Origin of the sequence: Polynucleobacter bastaniensis, assembly GCF_018882205.1 — a bacterium.
Taxonomy (GTDB): domain Bacteria; phylum Pseudomonadota; class Gammaproteobacteria; order Burkholderiales; family Burkholderiaceae; genus Polynucleobacter; species Polynucleobacter bastaniensis.
This window is the reverse complement of record NZ_JACVOU010000004.1, coordinates 218,450-236,817: the sequence shown is the minus strand read 5'-3', so window position 1 is coordinate 236,817 and position 18,368 is coordinate 218,450. Positions and strand designations below refer to the sequence as shown.

The 18,368-nt window shown below is 46.0% G+C and carries 16 protein-coding genes, 1 tRNA gene, 1 other RNA gene and 1 pseudogene; 12 read left to right on the top strand and 7 right to left on the bottom strand.

Features of this window, described 5'->3' with window-relative positions:
* The first annotated feature begins 71 nt into the window (after positions 1 to 71).
* From ICN22_RS09005 to ICN22_RS08985, 5 genes and pseudogenes are all read left to right on the top strand, one after another.
* Positions 72 to 2,171, top strand: coding sequence for a TonB-dependent receptor (locus ICN22_RS09005; protein WP_216170350.1), 2,100 nt, complete (start codon positions 72 to 74; stop codon positions 2,169 to 2,171).
* Positions 2,172 to 2,345: 174 nt separating this feature from the next.
* A complete protein-coding gene (locus ICN22_RS09000; protein ID WP_216170348.1) occupies positions 2,346 to 2,630 on the top strand; it encodes a hypothetical protein in 285 nt (94 codons plus the stop codon).
* Positions 2,605 to 2,835: pseudogene (locus ICN22_RS11195) on the top strand (cell division protein ZapA); the annotation flags it as partial. The gene ICN22_RS09000 and the pseudogene ICN22_RS11195, both read left to right, overlap by 26 nt.
* A gap of 99 nt (positions 2,836 to 2,934) precedes the next feature.
* A non-coding RNA gene (gene ssrS / locus ICN22_RS08990) (6S RNA) lies at positions 2,935 to 3,153 on the top strand.
* Positions 3,154 to 3,972: a sulfite exporter TauE/SafE family protein gene (locus ICN22_RS08985; protein ID WP_216170346.1), complete on the top strand. Its 819-nt coding sequence runs from the start codon at positions 3,154 to 3,156 to the stop codon at positions 3,970 to 3,972.
* Positions 3,973 to 3,990: 18 nt separating this feature from the next.
* Here the strand turns inward: ICN22_RS08985 and ICN22_RS08980 are convergent, their stop codons facing one another.
* From ICN22_RS08980 to ICN22_RS08955, 6 genes are all read right to left on the bottom strand, one after another.
* Positions 3,991 to 5,514 (bottom strand): malonate--CoA ligase, encoded by a 1,524-nt coding sequence (locus ICN22_RS08980; RefSeq protein WP_216170344.1) that lies wholly within the window; start codon positions 5,512 to 5,514, stop codon positions 3,991 to 3,993.
* Between the two features lie 48 nt (positions 5,515 to 5,562).
* Positions 5,563 to 6,471 carry a Bug family tripartite tricarboxylate transporter substrate binding protein gene (locus ICN22_RS08975; RefSeq protein WP_255533920.1) on the bottom strand — a complete coding sequence of 303 codons (909 nt, stop codon included), beginning with the start codon at positions 6,469 to 6,471 and terminating at the stop codon, positions 5,563 to 5,565.
* Positions 6,472 to 6,668: 197 nt separating this feature from the next.
* Positions 6,669 to 7,973, bottom strand: a complete 1,305-nt coding sequence (locus tag ICN22_RS08970) for a malonyl-CoA decarboxylase domain-containing protein (RefSeq protein ID WP_216170340.1) — start codon at positions 7,971 to 7,973, stop codon at positions 6,669 to 6,671.
* Between the two features lie 98 nt (positions 7,974 to 8,071).
* Positions 8,072 to 8,869, bottom strand: a complete 798-nt coding sequence (gene lgt, locus ICN22_RS08965; protein ID WP_216170337.1) for a prolipoprotein diacylglyceryl transferase — start codon at positions 8,867 to 8,869, stop codon at positions 8,072 to 8,074.
* A gap of 19 nt (positions 8,870 to 8,888) precedes the next feature.
* Positions 8,889 to 9,353 carry a DNA polymerase III subunit chi gene (locus tag ICN22_RS08960; RefSeq protein WP_216170334.1) on the bottom strand — a complete coding sequence of 155 codons (465 nt, stop codon included), beginning with the start codon at positions 9,351 to 9,353 and terminating at the stop codon, positions 8,889 to 8,891.
* Positions 9,354 to 9,356: 3 nt separating this feature from the next.
* On the bottom strand, positions 9,357 to 10,952 hold the full coding sequence (locus ICN22_RS08955) for a leucyl aminopeptidase (protein WP_439650992.1): 1,596 nt from the start codon (positions 10,950 to 10,952) through the stop codon (positions 9,357 to 9,359).
* Positions 10,953 to 11,076: 124 nt separating this feature from the next.
* Between ICN22_RS08955 and lptF the strand changes: the two genes are divergently transcribed.
* The 3 genes from lptF to ICN22_RS08940 all read left to right on the top strand — a co-directional run bounded on the left by lptF (position 11,077) and on the right by ICN22_RS08940 (position 14,347).
* Entirely contained in the window at positions 11,077 to 12,192 is a 1,116-nt protein-coding gene (lptF, locus tag ICN22_RS08950) for an LPS export ABC transporter permease LptF (protein WP_216170329.1), read from the top strand.
* The gene (lptG, locus tag ICN22_RS08945; protein WP_216170326.1) at positions 12,189 to 13,343 is read left to right on the top strand and encodes an LPS export ABC transporter permease LptG; all 1,155 of its coding nucleotides are present in this window, start codon (positions 12,189 to 12,191) and stop codon (positions 13,341 to 13,343) included. The genes lptF and lptG overlap by 4 nt, the downstream gene beginning before the upstream one ends.
* A 62-nt stretch (positions 13,344 to 13,405) precedes the next feature.
* Positions 13,406 to 14,347 carry a CysB family HTH-type transcriptional regulator gene (locus ICN22_RS08940; RefSeq protein ID WP_216170323.1) on the top strand — a complete coding sequence of 314 codons (942 nt, stop codon included), beginning with the start codon at positions 13,406 to 13,408 and terminating at the stop codon, positions 14,345 to 14,347.
* Between the two features lie 42 nt (positions 14,348 to 14,389).
* Here ICN22_RS08940 and ICN22_RS08935 read toward each other — a convergent pair.
* A tRNA-Leu gene (locus ICN22_RS08935) sits at positions 14,390 to 14,474 on the bottom strand.
* Between the two features lie 141 nt (positions 14,475 to 14,615).
* On the opposite strand from ICN22_RS08935, the gene ICN22_RS08930 reads away from it, so the two are divergent.
* The 4 genes from ICN22_RS08930 to nadD are packed head-to-tail and all read left to right on the top strand — an operon-like array spanning position 14,616 to position 18,327.
* Positions 14,616 to 15,335 (top strand): YebC/PmpR family DNA-binding transcriptional regulator, encoded by a 720-nt coding sequence (locus tag ICN22_RS08930; RefSeq protein WP_216170320.1) that lies wholly within the window; start codon positions 14,616 to 14,618, stop codon positions 15,333 to 15,335.
* A gap of 47 nt (positions 15,336 to 15,382) precedes the next feature.
* Positions 15,383 to 16,660, top strand: a complete 1,278-nt coding sequence (purD, locus tag ICN22_RS08925; protein ID WP_216170317.1) for a phosphoribosylamine--glycine ligase — start codon at positions 15,383 to 15,385, stop codon at positions 16,658 to 16,660.
* 50 nt (positions 16,661 to 16,710) lie between these two features.
* Positions 16,711 to 17,622 carry an oxygen-dependent coproporphyrinogen oxidase gene (gene hemF, locus ICN22_RS08920; RefSeq protein ID WP_216170476.1) on the top strand — a complete coding sequence of 304 codons (912 nt, stop codon included), beginning with the start codon at positions 16,711 to 16,713 and terminating at the stop codon, positions 17,620 to 17,622.
* Entirely contained in the window at positions 17,623 to 18,327 is a 705-nt protein-coding gene (nadD, locus tag ICN22_RS08915; protein WP_216170314.1) for a nicotinate (nicotinamide) nucleotide adenylyltransferase, read from the top strand. It abuts the gene before it with no gap.
* The last annotated feature ends 41 nt before the right edge of the window (positions 18,328 to 18,368 follow it).

Sequence of the window (18,368 nt, the reverse complement as noted above, 5' to 3'; positions counted from 1 at the left end):
ATAATGCGAAATTCTGTTCGACCCAGCTTACGGGGAAGTGAGCCAGGTGATTCGAAGGCAGAAGGTTCATCATGAAACAGCAGTTCAGTAGCAAAACTTTAGTCGCCCTTTTTTGCGGCGTAGTAATGGTATTTAATGCAACAGCACAAAACTCCCAATCGACGGTCATTGTCTCGGGCTCACGTTTTGAAGAAAACCTTAATGAGGTTCCAGCAAATATTCAAGTCATTACCCGAGAAGAAATTGCGGAATCTACATCCTCGAATATTCCAGATATCTTGTCCCAAATTGGAGGTTTAAATATTAGAAGCACTGCGGGTGGACAATTAAATCTTGGGGCAACTGTTGATATGGGTGGATATGGCGCCACAGCCAAAGATGCAACCCTTATTTTAGTTGATGGGCAACGTATAAATCCTATTGATTCATCAGGCATATCCTGGGAGTCAATTCCACTGGACTCCATTAATCGCATTGAAATATTGCGTGGCGGTGCGAGTGTTCAGTACGGCAACGGTGCCTTGGGCGGCGTTATAAACATCATCACAAATGGCGGAAGCAAAAGTCTTAATCAAGCGTCAACTAGCTATGGCAGCTTCAATACTTTAGTGAATAACGCAATTTTAAGAAATACTAATGAACAGACAACATTACAGCTCAGCGCCAACACCTCAAATACAAATGGTTGGCGCCAAAATTCTGGGGCGAACGCATATGCATTTGATGCAAAGGTGACTCAATCTCTGGGAGGAAAAGATAATGCTTATGCCGATCTCTTTTACAGTTACTCTAACCAACAGATGCCAGGTGGAACACTTGGTCAAGTAGGACAAGGCAATGCACAACTTGCTAAATTTAATAACATTAATTCGGGTACAAGCATTAACAATAGTGGTGTCCGCGCAGGCATCTCTAAAGAGTTGAGTGGCATATTCAATTTAGAAATAGATAGCTTCTATGCCAACAAAACAAGTTTTTTTAATCAACCCTATTACTCCACTACCGCATCAGGTGCTGGAGATTACCCAACCATAAGTCCATCCTTTACAAAATATGAAGGATGGCAAGCTAACTTCAGCCCTCGAATAAAAGGTAACTTTGGTGCGTACGGAACGAGCATTATTGGATACGAGTTCAATAAAGCGAATCAATCGTCTGCTGCAAGCTACAGCACTGTCATGAATCAAGCTGCTCAAGCACAAGGCGCTGCAATCAACCCCATAGCAAGCTCTGCTAATGCAAGTCTTTACAACCAATCTGTGTATTTCATTCAAAGAAATCCGCTGACCAGGGTCATAGACTTTGCTGGCGGCTATAGATATCAAACACAGAGCGCCAGTGCCAATGGCGTAAGCGTCTGGAGTGGCTCTACTAACCCCAATCCCAATCAAACTTACTCAGCAAATGCTGGGGATATTGCATTTAATTTCAAATATCTTGAAGGGCAGCGGATTTATATCAAATGGAATCAATCTTATCGATTTCCAAACGTAGATGAATTTTGGACTTGGTCTAGCGCAGGAGGAAGCCCGTCATTTGGTGGCATTCTCAAACCACAAACTGCTCAAACTTATGAGCTTGGTGGAAATTGGCAGCTACTCAAAACAAATTTGACTGCGGCGATTTTTAGCTCAGTTTCTCAAAATGAAATTTTATACAACCCCGCAACCTTTAATAACTCTAATTCGCCATACAACATCAATAGAAATGGTGCGAATCTCAATTTTCTTTCTGCCATGACCTCTCAGCTTTCTATCGGTGGTGGTGGCACAGTACAGAATGCTTTTTATGCCAACGGACCCTATCAAAATCAGGCCATAGCGCAGGTACCAAACCTATTGCTAAATGCTAGAGCTACTTATGTATTAAACAGTAACTGGTCACTTGGGGGTGTAGTGAATTATGTGAGCAATCAACGTTATGATGCCGCTCCAGCCTATTACAGCAGTCTTAACGTTATGCCGTCATATACCGTGGGTGACGTTTATGCGAACTATAAAACCGGTCATTGGGAAACGCGTTTAACCGTGAAGAATATCGGTAATACACAGTATTCAACTTATGGAGGCTATGGCTATGTGCAATTACCAAACAATAGCAGTAGTAATAGTTATTACTACTACGCTAACGACCCTCGTTCGGTTTACATGAGCGCTAAGTACACTTTCTAGAACACTCAACAAGTGACAATAAAAACTATACAAGCCTTGACTCGATCCTGTCTATGGCGGTCGGGCTTATATTTTTTTGGGGTCTCTTTAGCTGTTTTTGCTGTACCCTGACAGCGCTATTTGATGGCCGTACAGGGGTTCCACAAAGTATTCCCCTAAGGCTACAATGCCTATATGACCGAGTACAACCCTCACGTCCCGAGCGACTCCGCTGAATCTGATCCCTTAGCCCTATCTCTGCAGAGAGTGGCCGGAAAAATTCAGCTGATTTCTGATGCCGTAAAAGCATTGCATCAGGATCGCGTCCAACTTGAGAATAAGATTGAGGATGCACAAAAACGGGTTCAGCATATTTTGAGTCGCTTGCCCGAGCAGAGTGATGGCCGTCAATTAAACTTACTCAGCGAACCTGCGACACCAACTAATCCAGAGGATGACAATGAGCCAACAACGCATTGAAGTAACCCTCGCCGGTCAAAAAATTACCTTAGCTACGAGCACTGAGCATGAGCCACTGCTTCGTGCTGCTTGCACATTAGTAGATGAACAAATCCAATTGGCAATTAATGGTGGCAACCGCAGCATTGAACGTGCAAGCATGATGGCTGCACTGAAAATTGCTGGCGATCTCATTAAGCTACAAACTGCATCTCAACTTGCTTCCGCACAGAGCATTTCATTCAACTCCAATGCAGAAGAGATTACTCGACTCCAGAATGAAATTCATAGTCTGGAAGATCAGGTGGATGCCCTGATGCAAACCCTTTCCCTGCCTGGTTCGCCAAGGCCAATAGTTCCTTGAACCGATGCGCAAGCATCAGGAACGATCTTTACACTGTGGGCGTGAGCGTTTCGAATTTTCACAGTGGCAGCTTCGCGCTGTTCACTCCCTGAAATTCTTAATGCACCCAAAGCAGAGTAGCCGTTCCACCTTGAACCTTAGGGTTCAGGATGACGGCCTAGCGGCTAAGGCGGGGAATTCATGTCAATAGCCGATATCGCCATGCTGATGTTATGTGGAGGTATATCGGGCTTCCTAGCGGGCCTCTTAGGTATTGGGGGCGGCATGATTTTGGTGCCCTTCATGATTGTGGTCTTTAATCATTTAGGGTTTGGCCAAAACGTCATTGTACATATGGCCATCGCAACTGGTATGGCAACCATCCTCTTCACCACCACCTCAGCCATATGGGCGCATCACAAACACAACTCTATTGATTGGAAGTTAGTTACAGCACTCAGTCCCGGTCTAGTGATTGGCAGTCTGGTTGGTGGAAGTGAGATTTTCGAGGCAATCAACACTTCTTGGCTGTCTCTATTCTTCGCCCTATTTATTGTCTATACCTCGATCCAAATGATCATCAATAAAAAGCCTTCAGCCGGTCGGGAATTACCCGGCCCTGTTGGTCTTTTCTCATTTGGAGCACTAACAGGGGTAATTGCGAGCCTAGTAGGTGCAGGTGGGGCATTTATTACTGTGCCATTTATGCTTTGGTGCAATGTCAAGCCACATACTGCGATGGCAAGCTCTTCAGGCTTAGGATTTCCGATTGCAGCTGCAGCGACGATTGGCTACATATACGGAAGTTGGGGCAATCCCAATCTTCCCGTAGGTTCACTTGGATTTGTTTATGTACCAGCAGTACTCTGCATTGTGGCAGTGAGTATATTTACTGCTCCGCTGGGCGCAAAGATGGCCAGGAAACTGGATGTAGCCCAACTCAAACGCATCTTTGGTGTGATGCTCTTTATGCTTGCAGCATTCATGTTTAATGAAAGCCGCAAGGCATTTGGTTTTTAAGAAACCCTCTTACTGCTCTTAGCTGGTGTATTGCTGACGCAGAATATTCTTTTGAACCTTACCCATGGCATTACGAGGTAAGTCAGCAACAATCTCTAAACGCTTAGGGATTTTGAAGTTCGCGATTTGTGTTTTCAGTGTTGCGATCATGGCCTGTGCGTCCAGCTTGACGCCTGCTTTTGGAACCACTACCGCCATTACCGCTTCACCAAAATCAGGATGCGGAATACCAATCACAGCACTCTCATCTACGCCATCCATATCATCGATAAAACTTTCGATCTCTTTTGGATACACGTTGTAACCACCAGAAATAATTAAATCCTTGCTACGACCAACGATGCAGAGGTAGTCCTGAGGTGCTTTACCACCATTAGCATCACCACCCCACCGACCCACGTCACCTGTCTTAAACCAGCCGTCCTTAGTAAATTCTTCTGCAGTTTTTTCTGGCATGCGCCAGTAGCCCTTAAATATATTCGGGCCCTTCACTTGAATGCTGCCGATCTCATCAATACCGCAAGGCTGATTACTTTCATCCACCACGCGCACTTTGACGCCCGGTAGGGGCAAGCCAACGGACCCGCCTACGCGACTGCCTTTGTAGGGATTGGAAACGAGCATGACAGTTTCACTCATGCCATAGCGCTCAAGAATTGGTTGACCAATCACTTCTTTAAAAGAGTTGAATGTTTCCGTCAGTAATGGTGCAGAGCCCGATACAAACAGACGCATATTGCGCGCGACACTCTTATTAAAGTTTTTATCTGCAAGTAAGCGTACGTAGAAAGTAGGCACACCCATCATCACAGTCGAACTTGGCATGTGATGAATGAGTTGCGCAGTATCCAAGCGTGGCAACCAAATCATTTTGCTGCCATTAATTAATGCCCCATGCGCAGCAACAAATAATCCATGAACATGGAAGATTGGGAGCGCATGTAATAAGACATCACCTGTTTTCCAACCCCAAAACTTCTGTAATACTTGTGCATTACTTCCCAAGTTTTTGTGGGTCAGCATTGCGCCCTTGCTGCGACCGGTTGTGCCAGAGGTATATAGGATAGCCGCTAAATCATCATCTTTTACAGCAACAGTTTTGAACTTATCACTTTGACCAGCAGCACGATCTAATAAAGTGCCCTTGCGATCCTCATCCAAGGTAAAGACATGCTTAGTGCCTGCTTTAAAAGCAACCTTAGATACCCAAGAGAAATTTTTGCTACTACATACAACTACCGCAGGCTCAGCATTTTCTAGGAAGTATTGAATCTCCGCCGCTTGATAGGCGGTATTTAAAGGCAGATAAACGTATCCTGCTTTTACAGTAGCCAGGTAAAGAAAGAGCGCCTCAGGTGACTTTTCAACCTGAACAGCAACACGAGATCCTGCTGGTAATTTGAGGTTCTTGAGCAGGTTAGCCAACTTGGAAGTAGCACGCTCTAGATCACTCCAGGAGTAGTACAAACCATCATGCGTTTCCAATGCACAAGCCAGCTTATCTTTTGGAAAACCTGTTTCCAATAAAGAATATAAATTCATTCGAGCCTCAAAAAACCAAACAATAAAAACAATTCAAACGATAGTTAATTAATCTAAGGTGGCGCCAGATTTTTTAACCACCCCAGACCAGCGAGCTACGTCGGCACGAACCTGCTTGCCAAAAGTTTCGCCATACATATTGGGTGCATCAGAGCCACTCTTTTCCCAAATTGCTTTGAGCTTTGGTGTATTTAAGGCCTTCTGAACTTCAGCAATCATTTTGTCTACGATAGGCTTTGGAGTGCCGGCTGGAGCAAAAACAGAATACCAAGTAGATACTTCAAAATCTGGCAAGCCAGCTTCCTTAAAAGTAGGTACGTTTGGTATAGCAGTTGAACGCTTACTTGAGGCCACAGCAATCGCCACCAATTTTCCAGCATTGATCTGCGGAGCAGAAGTAGCAAGGCCATCAAACTCTAAGTCAATCTGACCAGCCAATAAATCATTCATTGCTGGGCCAGCACCACGATATGGAATATGGGTAATAAAGGTGCCAGTTTGAATCTTAAATAGCTCGCCAGCCAAGTGATGAACTGTGCCACTACCCGCGCTAGCAAAATTATATTTACCTGGGTTTTTCTTCATGAGCTCAATAAACTCTTTGGCATTACGTGCACTCACGCGCTGTGGATTAACCACTAGCACTTGAGGAACGTTAGCAATCATCGCAACCGGGATAAAACTCTTCTCAATGTCGTAATCCAAATTTTTATACATGGATGGAGCGATTGTGTGATGAGTTGCGCCAATTAAAAAAGTGTAGCCATCTGGGGCTGCTTTTGCCGCCACTGATGCGCCCACGGTTCCGCCTGCACCACCCCGATTGTCAATCAGAAATTGTTTGCCCAGTTGCTCGGTGAGTTGAGCTGCCAGAGGCCTAGCAAAAGTATCAGTGCCTCCGCCTGCGGGAAAGGGAACAAGAAAAGTGACAGGCTTATTGGGCCACTCTTGAGCCATGACTGTCAGGGGTGCTGCGCAGAGCAGAAAAAGTGCTTTTTTCAAGATACTCTTTGAAAACACAAAGGTCTTCATTTTTTGAGTAAACATAGTCATCTCCTTTATTTGCCAAACAATGAATTGGCTTGATTTTTTAAATGCTCGCCTATTTTAAGGGCACTTAAGGCTTGCTGCAAAAGTCTATGCAAGGGAAAACACTAGGGAGCCATTAGGCGAGCTACGGCCCTGGAATACACGATTTCACCATTGGCAAAGCGCTCATGGTTATCCTCCACGCTTCCCAGATCATAGAGATAATTGACCATCAAGCCTGCGGATTGACGCAGCCCTTTGCGTGATAGATCTCCTGCCCAGTTCACCAGATGCAATTTAGCACCATTACCCAAATGAAACTTCGCCACTGGGTTACCATCGCGCCCGGTAGAGGCCAAGCCCAAATACATGCTCGCCAAACTCAATAGAGCTGTTTTTTCTTTCTCGGAGGCTAGGTCAGGATGCCATCCACTCGCCACTCGCTCAGCCCAAGATTGACTCTCTAGCCCCAGTACAGCTAGAGCAGCATCTCGCGCCACCCTGAGGTTTGGCTTCAATCTATCGGCTGGGACACCATCACCTAAATTCGCACCTGCGGTAACCCAATCCATAAATCCAGGAATAGGCGACAAAGTCACAAAGGTTTTTATTCCAGGGAACTCTGCATGCAAATGCTCCGCTACCCGCTTGATTAAAAAGTTACCCATCGATACACCGCGAAGTCCAGACTCGCAATTGCTAATCGAATAAAACACGGCAACTTTATATTGCGATGCCTGATCAACTGTTTCGGCTTTCTTATCAACCAATGGCGTGATCACCGTTGGAATCTCAGGCAGGAGTGCCACCTCCACAAAGATTAAAGGCGTACTCGGAAGCTGTGGATGAAAAAAGGCAAAGCAACGACGATCAGGCTGCAGGCGGCGACGCAGGTCATCCCAACCATCAATAGCATGTACTGCCTCATGTTGAATCAGTTTCTCAAGCACCTCCGCTGGGGACTTCCAGTCCACCTGATGCATCTTCAGAAATCCCGGATTAAACCAAGAAGACAGCAAGTGACGCATATCAAAATCCACAGCAGCTAATTCAGGCTTTTTATCTAATAGCTGCAATAAATCGCGGCGCATTTGTACTACAGCCGCAGTACCTTGGCTGGCACGATTTAAGCGACGGAAGAATTCTTGACGAGGAGATTCAGAAACTTTTTGCAAGTGAATGTAATTACGTGCATTAGAGTCGGCTACAAAATTTTGCGCCGCTTTCAGCACTGCATCAGCTTGAGGATTGAGCTTCTCAAACAAAAAAGTAAAAAATGAGACGTATTGATCTTTTGACAACTTACGGTAGTTGTTAACCACGTCATCGGCCATGCTGAGCGCATTCGATTCTCCTCGCTCTGATATCAGACGCTTGATGGCGTTATTTGCCTTAGACAAATTTCGAGCTTTAGTGAGCTTCTCGAGCATGGATTTCTTTCGATTGAGGTAAAGATAGTCTGAAAATAGGCAGAATCAGTGTGAGTTCACTGCTTTTCCGAGCGATCCAGTTAACTTGGAGCAATTAACTACTGATAAGTACCTGTTTTCGTATTGACTCTCACTATAAGGTAAATTCCGAAAACGATCATGGGCACAGAGAGCCACTGACCCATGGAAAGACCTAGACCTAGGAGTCCTAAGAAGGCATCCGGCTCTCGAGCAAATTCCGCCAAGAAACGGCAAACACCATAACCTAACAAAAATAAGCCTGAAATCTGCCCTACCCTGCGCGGCTTGCTGGAATAAATCCAAAGGATGATGCCAAGGCAAATGCCTTCGCCAAGAAACTGGTAGATCTGGGAAGGATGACGGGGAATAGAGTCCACCATTGGGAAAACCATAGCCCAAGGTAAGTCTGTCGGCCTTCCCCACAGCTCGCCATTAATGAAATTACCCAAGCGACCAAACGCTAAACCAAATGGAACTAGTGGTGCAACCAAATCGCTGACAACAAAGAATGAAACCTTGCGGCGATAAGCAAACCAGAGCAAAGCAAGCAAAACACCCAAGAGCCCACCATGAAAAGACATACCGCCTTCCCAAATCTTGAAGATGCTCAGAGGATTTGCGAAGTAGTAGCCTGGCATGTAAAACAGGGTGTAACCTAAACGTCCACCAATTACTACGCCTAAAACACCAACAAACAAAAGATCTTCAAGGTCTTTATATGACCACCCTATGGATTGATATCGCGGAGCACGTATACGCAAACGACCCAGCAACAAAAATTGAGCAAACGCTAAGAGATACATCAAGCCATACCAGTGAATGGCAAATGAGCCAATTCGGATTACGGCAGGATCAAATTCGGGATGAATCAACATGCTGAGAGGCGAATGATCATTACGCTTTAGATTGATCGAAGTTATGCAACTCGTGGCCTAAGTCACGATAGGCTTTATAGCGCTCACGACCAGCAAGGCGCTCTGCTTCATCAACAGTCACAACCTCAACGATGCGAGGGAAGCGAGCAAGTAAACCTGGAACGTCAGAAGGCATACGCATACCCAAATGAATCAGCACATCTGCATGCGGAAGGTGAGATAAAGCGGGTGACAGAAAATCATCTGTCAGCAAAATAGGTGTATCGATTGCTGTTTCATCTTCAATCAAGCAATGCGGCAAAAAATCTGTTGCACTAAATGCCCACAGCAGCTCATCTAAGCTTTTGAGATCTGCTTTCTCGCCTACCATCACGATATTGCGAACAGACTCCCCAACGGGCGTAGCGCTCCAGATTTTGCGCGTTAAGCGACAAGCATATTCCAGCTTATCGCTCACATTGCTATGAAAATCAATCCGAGCCATGAATTACTTCTGCTCTAGTAGGTAATTCACGAGCAAAGGCACTGGGCGCCCAGTTGAACCTTTGGCAGCGCCACTCTTCCAAGCAGTGCCGGCGATATCTAAGTGAGCCCATTTATATTTTTCAGTGAAGCGCGATAAGAAACAAGCCGCCGTCACGCTCCCTGCTGGACGCCCACCAATATTGGCTACATCTGCAAAGTTGGATTTCAGCTGCTCGTGATAAGCCGCATCCAATGGCAAACGCCATACAGTATCTAAAGAGGCATGACCTGCCTTTGTGAGTGCGTTGACTAAACCCTCATCATCAGAGAACACGCCGCTATGTACATGGCCTAATGCAATGATGCAGGCACCAGTCAGGGTAGCCACATCAATCACCGCTTTAGGCTTGAAGCGTTCAACATAAGTTAAAGCATCGCACAGAATCAAGCGACCCTCAGCATCGGTATTGAGAATCTCAATCGTTTGCCCCGACATGCTCTTCACAATATCGCCAGGGCGAGTGGCATTACCAGATGGCATATTTTCACAAGTGGGGATCACGCCAATGACATTCTTTTTCAACTTCATTAAAGCTGTAGCGTACATCGTGCCAATCACGGAGGCTGCACCGCACATGTCGTACTTCATCTCATCCATCGCCTCACCCGGCTTAAGAGAAATACCACCAGTGTCAAAGGTAATGCCCTTACCCACCAACACTATCGGTGCCTCACCTACTTTGCCGCCGAGGTGACGCATCACAATAAATTGTGGCGGCGTATCTGAACCTTGGGCTACAGATAAAAATGAGCCCATACCTAAGGCTTCAATTTGCTTTCGACCTAAAACCTCAACCTTTAATCCCGTCTTTTTACTTAAGCCCTGAGCTGCCTTACCTAAATAAGTTGGCGTACAGATATTCGGAGGCAGGTTACCTAAGTCTTTAGCTAAGTTCATACCCTCAACCATCGCAGCGCCCTCTGGAACTGCAGCCTTGAGCTCTTTAGCGCAAGCATTATTTCCCGCAAAAGTAAGATGGTTAAATGTATCGGCTTTATCCTTAGCCTTGAACTTCATCGCCGGTTGACGAACCCCAAAGCGATACGCCTGGTCACCAGCATATTGAATGGTCAAGCGCACTTCTTCGACAATGAACTCCGCGCGATGGCCCAGAGCGAAACTCGGAATAAACCACAAAGCACTTTGAATGGAGCCGCCGCTAAGCTGCTTCAATGCGGCGCGCGCAATTTTTGAATATGAGTTCAAGCTACATGCACTAGCTGGAGCAATGTCACCCAAAGACACTAAGAGAATGCGTTTTACTTTCACACCAGATGTGGCCCAAGACTTTTCAGCACGAATCACACAGGTAGAAGCCTGCTGAGCATCGAGATCACCAACGAGATTGGCATGAGCGACAGAACCGCCAAGCAGACGATCTAGCTCGACTAAAAGTCCAGATTTGGATTTGGCTGCAGTTAAAGCATCTAAGTCCGCCTTTGAATAGGCCAAAACTAAGCAGTCTGAGCTCTGCGCCAATAAAGTGGCTAAGTTGGCTTTGAGCTGCTTAGGGTTATTCAGATCGGCTTGCGCGAAAATCTTGGTGCTAAATTGGATAGTCATGATGTCTTGAGGTATTTTTAAGTCAATTCAAGGGAAAAAATGCGTATTTATCCATTATCCTCCGAGATGCAGGTTCACATCTTGAGTGAGCCAATAACAGTGAACTCACCATTTATTCATGATTTTTCACCAAGCCCTTCGCCGCGAACTCAGTTTTACGACTGGTGGCGTTTTTTTGATCCTGGTTACCATCATGATTACCACTCTAGTTATCCGAATTCTGGGCTTTGCAGCTAATGGTGCCGTCAATCCAGAGGATGCGCTCGTCCTCATTGCACTAGCCACTCTGGGCTATATGGCTGTTCTTCTGACAGTCTCCCTCTTTGTGGCTGTTCTCATGGTGCTTGTACGCTGGTACAAAGATTCAGAAATGATTGTTTGGTTTGCTAGCGGCCTCAGTATTGCCAGCCTCATTAGACCCATCCTGCGCTTTGCAGCACCGCTAATCGTCATCATTGCGCTCTTAGCCCTCTTTGTTTGGCCTTGGGCTAACCGTGAATCCACCCTCATTAGCCAGCGCTTTCAGCAACGAAGTGATGTCTCTATGGTTGCAGCAGGTCAGTTTAGAGAATCAGCTAAAGCAGAGCGCGTATTTTTCATTGAAGAGTTGGATGTTGATAAAAGCGAAGTAAAAAATATCTTTGCCGCAGAAACCAAAAATGGTCGCTTAAGTGTCGCCGTTGCCTCTACAGGATTTATTGAGAATGCTGAGGGTGGTGGTAAATCCATAGTGCTCAATAATGGCCGGCGCTATGAAGGAGTGCCAACGCAAGCTGATTTTAGGATTTTGGAGTTCGCACAATATAGTACCCACATCCAAAACAAGAGTGCACTCGATCCAGCGCCGCGTGACCGAGAAAAATCCGTATCTGAGTTATTAAATGATCCCAATGCGGCCGCCGTTAATCCCAATCGCGCTGAATTACTGTGGAGGATCGGTCTACCCCTCATGGCACTTGGGCTTGTATTAATAGCGATCCCGCTTGCCTATGTCAATCCAAGGTTAGGCAATTACACAGCTATGTTTTATGCGGTGTTGATATACCTCATTTACAGCAACCTCTTAAACCTCACACAAAACTTTGTGTCGCAAGGCAAGGTGAATGTTTGGGTAGCGGCTTGGCCCATACATGTCCTCGCTTTTGGCATCGCTTTTTTACTCATTCGTAATCGTATTAATCCATCGCTGAAATGGTGGCGCCGTCAGCTACCCGCGTTCTTGGCTAATAGATGAAATATCTTTTCCCTTATATTTTTGAACGCTATTTAGCTAGGCAAATTTATGCGGCTTTTGGCTTCATTCTGTTTGCTTTAGTTGCACTGTTTTTATTTTTTGACATCCTCAGTGAGCTTGGCTCAGTCAAAGGTCAATACACCTTACCATTGGCCCTGCTGCATGTTTTGTTGAAAGCACCAAGCCGCATTTCTGAAATTATTCCCATCGCTGGTTTGATTGGAAGTATCTACGTATTTGCAATGCTAGCAAGTCAATCCGAGTTCACCATCTTACGCATTGCTGGATTAGATATGCGCAGGGGCTTAACGACTCTCGCGAAGATTTCACTACCCTTGGTAATTGCTACGCTGGTGATGAGTGAGTGGCTTGGGCCTTACACCGAAAACCTGTCTGATCAAATTCGTATGAAGGCTTTGGGCTCATCCTATAGCTCGCAATTTAAAACTGGAGTGTGGGTAAAAGATCGTTTGCGTGATGAAGATGGTAGCGGGCCAATTAGGCCGGGAGTTCGTTATGTCAACGTTGGCAAAATTGAACAAGACAATGAAATCAAAAATATTCGCATGTATGAGTTTGATGATGCCTATCGCCTCCTCTCCATTCGAAGCGCAGTATCTGGACGCTTTGATCAAACTGGAACTTGGATATTAGATGACGTCACCGAAACTCGCTTTAAAGAAACCAAGCAGGCAGACCCACTCAACCCAGTCTATTCAGCGCAAACTATTGTGCATCCGATAATCAGTCTAAATTCTGAAGTCACACCACAAATTTTGAGCGTACTTTTGGTCAGCCCAGAAAAAATGTCGATCTTTAGTTTGGGTCGCTTCATTTCTCACTTAACAGATAACAAACAAGATGTGCAAAGGCACTCCATTGCCTTTTGGAAAAAAGTAATTTATCCATTTACAATCTTCGTCATGCTGGCGCTGGCGTTGCCATTTGCCTACCTTAAGGTTCGGGCGGGTAGTGTTGGTATTAAGGTATTCGGCGGGATCATGCTAGGCATGAGCTTCCAGCTCTTTAACTCCCTATTTTCAAATGTGGGTCTTTTAGGGTCATGGCCCGAATTGCTAACTGCCATCACGCCCCCATTGGTGTATTTCATTTTGGCGATGGTAGGTTTACGTTGGGTATCTAAAGCTTAATACCTAAAAATCATATAGAATTTGATTTCTATATCGCAGTTGATATAAAGAATGGAATCCTTATGAATTTGCACCAATTTCGATTTGTTCGTGAAGCCGTAAGACAGGACTTTAACCTCACCTCTGCTGCCAAGGCGCTTTTTACCTCTCAGCCCGGGGTATCCAAAGCCATTATTGAGCTTGAAGATGAGCTTGGCGTAGAAATATTCCGACGCCACGGCAAACGCATTCGCTCACTTACAGAGCCAGGCAAGCGCATCCTCGTTTCCATTGAGCGAATACTAGATGAAGTAGAGACCCTAAGGCGTGTGGGTAAGGACTTTGCCAGCCAAGATCAGGGTAACTTTGTGATTGCCACCACCCACACTCAGGCTCGTTATGCCTTACCTAAAGTACTGACTGAATTTACAAAACGCTTTCCAAAGGTACGAGTCAGTATTCAACAAGGGAGCCCAGGTCAAATTGCAGATCTGCTCATTCATGATCGTGCCGATATCGCAATTGCCACCGAAGGCATTGCCAACACCCCAGGTGTGCTGGCACTTCCAGGCTACCAGTGGCACCACGTCATCATGGTTCCACTAAGTCACCCACTCCTCAATCAATCCACAATCACCCTTGAAGAAATTGCGAAGTACCCGCTAATTACCTATGACAAAGCATTTGCAGGTCGTAGCAAGATTGATGCTGCCTTTGCACAACGTAACCTCAGCCCCGATATTATTTTGGAGGCAATTGATGCGGATGTGATCAAGACTTATGTAGAAACAGGAATGGGTGTGGGTATCGTGGCTGGCTTGGCATATGACGCAGATCGAGATCGTAATCTGCGAGTCATTTCGGTTAGCCATCTATTTGGCAGCAACGTAACGCATCTTGGCGTCAAGCAAGGGGCTTACTTACGCTCTTTTGTGTATACCTTCATCGAACTATTCTCACCCACGCTCACTAAGAAAATCGTTGAGCAAGCGATGAATAGTGAGTCAGAAACTTACGAGATTTAATATTTAGAGCATCTCTAGGCGTGGATAAGAGCCTACTTGAGATGGTGCCCCGGGGCGGACTTGAACCGCCACGCCTTGCGGCACCGGATTTTGAGTCCGGCACGTCTACCAATTCCATCACCGGGGCAGGTGTTTGCAGTGGAGATACTGCATTGAAGCTTACTAAGAGGTGAGAGTGTAACAAAAATGTTGTAGGACTCCCTTTCTTAGCCTCAGAAGACCTTAAAATAGGCTCTTCAAGCCACATTACTCAAAAGGACTTACCCGCATGGCCGGCCATTCGAAATGGGCCAACATTCAGCACCGCAAAGGACGTCAAGACGAAAAGCGCGGCAAGATTTGGACCAAACTTATTAAAGAAATCACAGTTGCAGCCAAATTGGGCGGTGGCGATATCGCTACGAACCCGCGTTTGCGCCTTGCGATCGATAAGGCCAAGGATGCCAATATGCCTAATGACAATGTGCAGCGCGCAATTCAGCGTGGTACTGGTTCTTTGGAAGGTGTTAACTACGAAGAAATTCGTTACGAAGGTTACGGCCACAACGGTGCGGCCATTATTGTTGATTGCTTAACGGATAACCGCACCCGCACTGTTGCTGAAGTACGCCATGCATTTGCAAAAAATGGTGGCAATATGGGCGCCGAAGGTTCGGTTGCCTTTATGTTCAAACACTGTGGTCAGATGTTGTTTGCCCCAGGCACCAATGAAGATCAGCTGATGGAGATCGCGCTAGATGCTGGCGCAGAGGATGTCATCACTCATGATGATGGCTCACTTGAGGTGCTCACCCCAGTGCCTGAGTTTCCTAAGGTACAGGACGCACTCAATCAGGCCGGTTTAAAAGCAGAGCTAGCAACAGTAACAATGCGCCCCGAAACGGAAACTGAGCTCGCAGGTGATCAAGCGGAGAGCATGCAAAAACTGTTAGACGCGCTAGAAAACTTGGATGACGTCCAAGAAGTATTTACAAACGCCTCTTTGTAATCGATTAGCTTTTTAACACTACTTATTAATACATCTTTTAGTACTTTATGAAAATTCTTTTAATTGGTTCTGGTGGTCGTGAACATGCATTGGCATGGAAGCTAGCGCAATCTCCACAAGTGCAAACTGTATATGTGGCACCAGGCAATGGCGGCACAGCCACTGCAAAACAAACCGTAGCCGGCATCCAAAACCTCCCGATCTCCGACCTTCAAGAATTAGCAGACTTTGCTGAGCGTGAAAAAATTCACCTCACCGTAGTGGGCCCTGAGGCACCACTGGCTGCCGGTATCGTAAATGTCTTTCGCAACCATGGCTTGCGCATCTTTGGACCTACTCAGCTAGCCGCTCAATTAGAGTCTTCTAAAGATTTCTCTAAGGCGTTCATGAAACGTCATGGCATTCCGACAGCGGAGTATCAGACTTTTTCAAATGCGTTAGAAGCACATGCTTACATTGATGCTAAAGGCGCACCGATCGTTATTAAGGCGGATGGTCTAGCCGCCGGCAAAGGCGTAGTTGTGGCAATGGATTTGGCAGAAGCTCATGGGGCTGTCGACATGATGCTGGCCGATAACAAGCTGGGTAATGCCGGAGCACGCGTTGTCATTGAAGAATTTCTGACTGGTGAAGAAGCCAGCTTTATCGTTCTTGTAGATGGCACACATGTTTTAGCTCTAGCCACGAGCCAAGATCACAAACGCTTACTAGATGCTGATCAAGGCCCCAATACCGGCGGCATGGGTGCTTACTCCCCTGCTCCAGTGGTTACCCCAGAAATTCATGCGCGTGCCTTACGCGAGGTCATCATGCCTACAGTTAAAGGTATGGAAGCAGATGGTATTCCATACACTGGCTTCCTCTATGCAGGGCTCATGATTTCCCCTGATGGAAAGATCAAGACTTTAGAATTTAATTGCCGCATGGGTGACCCAGAAACACAGCCCATCATGGCGCGCCTGCGCAGCGATCTTGTAAACGCACTAGATCATGCTGTTGATGGCACACTCAATGAGGTGGAGCTTGAGTGGGACCGCCGTACCGCTCTAGGCGTGGTACTGGCAGCTCACAACTATCCTGATACTCCACGCAATGGTGATGTGATTACAGGCATCCCTACTGATACCGAAGATCAATTGACTTTTCATGCTGGGACTAAGTTGCAAGATGGGAAACTGGTCACCTCTGGTGGTCGCGTCATGTGCGTCGTAGGCCTATCGGATACCGTTCGCGGTGCGCAACAAAAAGCATATGAAGCGATTGCTCAGATCAATTTCGATGGCAAGCAATATCGCAAAGATATTGGCTATCGGGCAGTGAAATAACTCTAACTACGAAGGACTTTTCATCCTTGTCATCTACTGAACAAACTCAAATTAATATCGCAGAATTAGAGACTTACTTTTTAGGTCTGCAAGATCGCATCACTACTGCAATGAGTGCACTCGATGGCAAAGTATTTGCAGTGGATGCCTGGGAGAAGCCGGAGGATAGCAAGCTGCGGGGTTATGGGCGTACTTGTACTTTAGATGGCGGCAATATATTAGAAAAAGGTGGCGTGGGCTTTTCTCATGTTCGCGGCGATCAAATGCCTCCTTCAGCATCACACCATCGCCCCGAAGTTGCTGGACGTAGCTTTGAGGCCATGGGTGTTTCTCTGGTGTTTCATCCAAATAATCCCAAGGTACCAACCACCCATATGAATGTGCGCTGCTTTATTGCACAAGCTCCCGATAAGGAGCCAGTTTGGTGGTTTGGAGGCGGCTTTGATCTTACCCCCTACTATGGCGTTGATGAGGACTGCAAACACTTCCATCAAACCGCTAAAGATGCATTAGACCCATTTGGCAAAGAGCTACACCCACGATTCAAAAAATGGTGCGATGAATATTTTTATCTCAAACATCGTGAAGAGCCCCGCGGTATTGGCGGCGTGTTCTTTGACGACTTCAATGAACTGGGTTTTGAGCAAAGTTTTGCCATGACCCGTGCTGTTGGCGATGCCTTTATAAATGCTTACTTACCGATTGTGTCGCGTCGTTATCAAGATAGCTTTACGCCCGAAGAAAAAGCGTTTCAAGAATACCGTCGTGGTCGTTACGTAGAGTACAACTTGTTATTCGATCGAGGAACCATATTTGGTCTGCACTCTGGCGGACGGACAGAATCTATTTTAATGTCTATGCCACCCGTAGTGCAGTGGTGGTACAACTGGCAACCAAAGCCAGGTACGCCAGAGGCAAAGTTGTACGACTACTACCTTAAGCCGCGCGACTGGCTTGCCTAAATGATCTCAGAACATTTGGTTACCCTAAAAAAAATTGGCATTCTAGGCGGTACGTTTGACCCACCTCATCTTGGCCATATCAAACTAGCAACCCATTTTGCAAAAATCTTGCATCTTGACCAATTGTTGCTCGTTCCCAGCGGGGAGCCCTGGCAAAAAGAATCTAGCATTACCCCTTCTGAGCTTCGCTTTCAGATGACCGAAGCGGCTGGCATCGATTTAGCTATTGAATTTCTAAAGCAGAATTTAGCAACGCAAATTAGTACTGATCGCATAGAAATGGATCGAGCAGGTCCAAGCTACACACTTGATACAGCCAAAGCTCTCAGGAAGCATTTTGGACCCCAGATTAGCCTGACTTGGCTAATGGGAGCCGATACTCTTCTGAACCTACCAACCTGGAATTCTTGGGATCAATTACTGAATTATCTGAATTTGGCAGTGGCCAGCAGGCCCCACCATTCACTTTCTGCAGAAATAAGCCCTGAAGTGCAGGACTTACTAGAAAAGCATCAATGTATTTATGCTGACGCCCTTGCAAAAATTCCTTTTGGACGCATCTACTTGGATAACAGCCTATCGGTTGACCTTTCATCTACCGAACTTCGAAATCAACTTAAAAGCGCATCTCGTGAGGAAATTGCATTTAAGCAGATTCCCGCTCACGCTTTAGAAATCATTACAAATTTAGGTCTGTACAAGTAATCAGGCTAAGATCACCCTTATATACAAAAAACTCAGAAAAA

Excerpts from the sequence above, each read along its gene's own strand:
- ICN22_RS09005 (WP_216170350.1), top strand. The coding sequence starts at position 72 with ATGAAACAGCAGTTCAGTAGCAAAACTTTAGTCGCCCTTTTTTGCGGC.
- nadD (WP_216170314.1), top strand. The coding sequence starts at position 17,623 with ATGATCTCAGAACATTTGGTTACCCTAAAAAAAATTGGCATTCTAGGC.
- ICN22_RS08960 (WP_216170334.1), bottom strand. The coding sequence starts at position 9,353 with ATGGCTCGGATTGATTTTCATAGCAATGTGAGCGATAAGCTGGAATAT.
- lgt (WP_216170337.1), bottom strand. The coding sequence starts at position 8,869 with ATGTTGATTCATCCCGAATTTGATCCTGCCGTAATCCGAATTGGCTCA.
- lptF (WP_216170329.1), top strand. The coding sequence starts at position 11,077 with ATGATTTTTCACCAAGCCCTTCGCCGCGAACTCAGTTTTACGACTGGT.
- ICN22_RS08980 (WP_216170344.1), bottom strand. The coding sequence starts at position 5,514 with ATGAATTTATATTCTTTATTGGAAACAGGTTTTCCAAAAGATAAGCTG.
- ICN22_RS08930 (WP_216170320.1), top strand. The coding sequence starts at position 14,616 with ATGGCCGGCCATTCGAAATGGGCCAACATTCAGCACCGCAAAGGACGT.
- ICN22_RS08975 (WP_255533920.1), bottom strand. The coding sequence starts at position 6,471 with ATGGCTCAAGAGTGGCCCAATAAGCCTGTCACTTTTCTTGTTCCCTTT.
- purD (WP_216170317.1), top strand. The coding sequence starts at position 15,383 with ATGAAAATTCTTTTAATTGGTTCTGGTGGTCGTGAACATGCATTGGCA.
- lptG (WP_216170326.1), top strand. The coding sequence starts at position 12,189 with ATGAAATATCTTTTCCCTTATATTTTTGAACGCTATTTAGCTAGGCAA.
- ICN22_RS08985 (WP_216170346.1), top strand. The coding sequence starts at position 3,154 with ATGTCAATAGCCGATATCGCCATGCTGATGTTATGTGGAGGTATATCG.
- ICN22_RS08970 (WP_216170340.1), bottom strand. The coding sequence starts at position 7,973 with ATGCTCGAGAAGCTCACTAAAGCTCGAAATTTGTCTAAGGCAAATAAC.
- ICN22_RS08940 (WP_216170323.1), top strand. The coding sequence starts at position 13,406 with ATGAATTTGCACCAATTTCGATTTGTTCGTGAAGCCGTAAGACAGGAC.
- ICN22_RS09000 (WP_216170348.1), top strand. The coding sequence starts at position 2,346 with ATGACCGAGTACAACCCTCACGTCCCGAGCGACTCCGCTGAATCTGAT.